At 53.8% G+C, this 312-nt stretch carries 1 protein-coding gene; it reads right to left on the minus strand.

Going from position 1 to position 312, the window contains the following annotated elements; genetic code table 11:
* Positions 1-266 (minus strand): hypothetical protein (locus CVN76_RS02505; RefSeq protein WP_269800008.1); only part of this gene is annotated, 266 nt, incomplete at its 3' end.
* Positions 267-312: the final 46 nt, after the last annotated feature.

Here is a 312-nt window from a genome sequence, read left to right on the forward strand (position 1 = left end):
AGCGGGCTTTGTCGCAGCCGACTTACCGGGCCATTTGCCAGCAGGGTCTCATCCTGATAGTTCACCGGCCGTCGATGCGCATCCAGGCCATAAAAGCTGACCCGTTCGCTGTCGGGGTCAAACAGCACCAGCGTGACCTGGTCCGCCAATTGTAGGCGTTGCAGTATCTGGCGCAGTTGCAGCAACAGATCGGTGAAACTGCGCTGGCTCAGCAGCGTGCGGGTAATTTCCAGTAGTTCTTGTTTTTCTAATTGTGCATTCGACATTGTTTATCACTTGCCTGAGTCGCGATGAAGATTTGTGAGTCACATC

It is taken from the genome of Bacillus sp. mrc49 (genome assembly GCF_002803435.1).